At 64.4% G+C, this 3090-nt stretch carries 2 protein-coding genes; both read left to right on the forward strand.

Annotated features, from left to right (window positions below; all coding sequences use genetic code 11):
- The first annotated feature begins 1331 nt into the window (after nt 1-1331).
- On the forward strand, nt 1332-1991 hold the full coding sequence (gene grpE, locus EB084_22560) for a nucleotide exchange factor GrpE (protein NDD31047.1): 660 nt from the start codon (nt 1332-1334) through the stop codon (nt 1989-1991).
- A partial coding sequence (locus EB084_22565; protein ID NDD31048.1) for an Hsp70 family protein occupies nt 1988-3090 on the forward strand: 1103 nt, incomplete at its 3' end. The genes grpE and EB084_22565, both read left to right, overlap by 4 nt.

Here is a 3090-nt window from a genome sequence, read left to right on the forward strand (position 1 = left end):
TGAAACGGCCCTGGCCAGTGATGCGTTCGAAATCGCCGATCACTGCTTTCGTGGGGCCAGTCGCTTGCGGGGTGGGGAGTCTGCTTCCGACGGCTTGAATCGTACCCTGGTGGCACGGGTGGCCTGGCTGCGCAACAAGGGCGCCGAGGCCCGCGACAAGGGAGATCTGGTGCTGGCGGAGGCGCGCTTTCGCGAGGTGCTCAAGTTCGACAGTCAGAACGAAGATACCAAGGCTGAGCTCGCAGACGTTCTCGAGCGCCGCGTTGCCCTCGAGATTGCCGAGGGTGAGCGTCTCGAGAAGGCTGAGAAGTTTGATGAGGCGAGAGAGCGCTACAAAGCCTCGCTCGAGATCATCAGTGCGCACGATGCGGCAACTCGTCATCTCGCCGCCCTCGAGAAGACGGTCACCGCGCACATGCTGGCAGACGGTGACGCCCGCCTGGCCCGCAAGGACTTCGATGGGGCCGAGAAGGTCTTCAAGCAGGTGCGCGAGCGCGACGGCGAGCAGCAGGTTGCTGACGCCCGGCTCGAGCAGGTGAAGGCGGCGCGCATCAAGGCACTGCTGGCGGCGGCCGATGAAGACGTCACCCGCAAGCGCTTCGACAAGGCCAGCGAGGGCTACAAGCGCGTGCAGAAGCTTGACAAGGACAACGCCGCGGCCAAGAAGGGCCTGGTGCGTTGCAGACAGGGCCGCCACGATGCCGAGGTCGCGCTGGGCAACACGTCACTGAGCCACGAAGATTTCGATGGGGCCAAGAAGCACTTCGAGAATGCAGGCAAGATCATTCGAGGGAGCAAGGCCGCAAGCAAGGGTCTCGCGCGCAGCGAGGCTGCGAGTCAGCGTCACGATGGCTATGTCGAAGGGGTGAAGGTGGGCAAGGAGATCGCTGGTCGCGCTGACAAGCCCAGCGCGCGTGAAAATCTCAATGCCGCGATTCATGCTACCGAGTGGAGGGTTCAGCAGCAGAAAGAGGGGATCAAGGACGAGCCGGAGCCGTTTCGACAAGGGTGGAAGGCTGGGGTAGACAACGCCATTCGAGCTGAGTTCATCGCGGCGCTTCCGCCTCCGCCTCCCCCACCGTCACCGGAAGAGCACCACAGCCGAACCTCCGGGGCGCATCTCGAAACCGTCTACTACGTCATTCTCTACGATGGCAGCGATGACGAGGCCCAGGACGAGATGGTGAAGGCGCAGCGGGCGGGCCTGCCGGCCAGGGTCTTTGAATCGCGCGAGCTTCCTGTGACGGGACCTCCGGCAACCCTGGTGGCCATCGGACCCTTCAAGACGCCGGGAATCACGCAGGGGTGGTGGTTCGGTCACACAGGGCGGGATTCCCGGATGCGTATTCGGTGCGGGGGCGCGAGTGAGGGGGCAAGAGGTGCACCAGCATGGCGTCGGATCGGATTGTACAGATACGCCAATCTATCTACGGGGGGGAGCGACAGCATCATTGGTGCGCAATCGTGAAGAACATGCAACCGCCGACCTTTGGGGCGATACAAGACCCGCCGAGCGTCTGAGCCTGCTGGCCGAGGGGGCGCGGGTCTTGCTCGACCGCATCGGCACGCTCGAGGCCGAGCGCCGTGAAGACGCCGCGCGCTACGAAAAGAAGCAGCGCAAGGCGCTGCTCGACCTGCTCACGGTGGTCGACACCTTCGACGATGTGGCGACCTCGCTCGAGTCGTTGAAAGCCCAGGTTGCGCCCGTGCAGCAACGCGTGTTCGGCCGGCTGCGCATCGTGGCGAAGCAGCTGGGCCGCTGGCTGGCCGATCAGGGGGTCGAAGGGTACGAGGCCGAGGGCGAGTTCGACCCCACGCGCCATGTCATCGTCGACACCGAGTTCGATGCCGCAAAGCCACCCGGCGTCATCATTTGTCAGGTCAAACGCGGATACTGTCTGCACGGCGATGTGCTGCGCGCGGCGCATGTGGTGGTGAGCACCGATGACGAGAATCATCCGACTTCGATTGAAACCGAAAAGGGGTTGTGAGCATGGGACGCAAGATCGGCATCGACCTGGGAACCACCAACACCGTGGTGGCCATCGCTGATGGCAAGCAGCCGCGGGTGCTTCGCAACCGCGAGGGCGAGGAGATGACCGTTTCGGTGGTGTCGGTTCCCCGCCGGGGTCAGGCGGGTGAGCTGCTGGTGGGCACGCCGGCCTACGTCAACTGGAAGTCGATGCCAAGGGATACCGTGCTCTCGGTGAAGCGTCTCATGGGCCGGGGCTTCGAAGACGAGGCGGTGCAGAAGCTGCGTCAGCGCGCGCTGTTCGAGATCAAGTCGCCCGACGACGGCACGCCCCAGAGCCTTCGCGTGGTGCTGGCGGGCCGTGAGTACTCGCCCGTGCAGATCTCGGCCGAGATTCTGAAGAAGGTGAAGGCCGACGCCGAGGCGCGCCTCGATGGCGAGGCGGTGACCCATGCTGTCATCACCGTGCCCGCCTACTTCAGCGAGGTGCAGCGCAGGGCCACCCGAGACGCCGCGAATCTGGCGGGGCTTCAGGTCATCCAGATTCTCGATGAGCCTACCGCCGCCGCCATTGCCTTCGGTCTCGAGCGCCCCTCTGAAGAGCCGCGAACCCTGCTGGTGTATGACTTCGGGGGCGGCACCTTCGACATCTCCATTCTCACCTGGGCGGGAAACGTGTTCGTGCCCATGAACCTCGAGGGCGACATGTGGCTCGGGGGCGACGACCTCGACGACGTCATCATCGACATGGTAGCCAGCGCGGTGAAGGCGTCTGACGGGTACGACATTCGCGGTAACGCCCGGCTGCTGGTCGAGGTCAAGCAAGAGGCGCGGCGGCTGAAAGAGATGCTGAGCGCAAGCGACAGGGGCGAGATTCTCATCTCCACGGCCGAGGTCGACATCGATTTCCAGATCACCCGCCGCGATTTCGAGCTCGCCATCTTGCCTCTCGTGGCCACGTTCCGGCGCTGTGCGTGCGGGCAGAGCAACGACTGCGACGCGTTGACGTGTCACCGCTGTCAGGTCGCCATCGGCAACTTGCCGGTCGAAGACGGGCGGGCCATCTCGCTGGTGCGCAAGGCGCTGCAGAACGCGAGCCTGACGTTGGGCGACATCGA

The sequence above is a fragment of the Pseudomonadota bacterium genome (assembly GCA_010028905.1).
Lineage (GTDB): Bacteria > Vulcanimicrobiota > Xenobia > RGZZ01 > RGZZ01 > RGZZ01.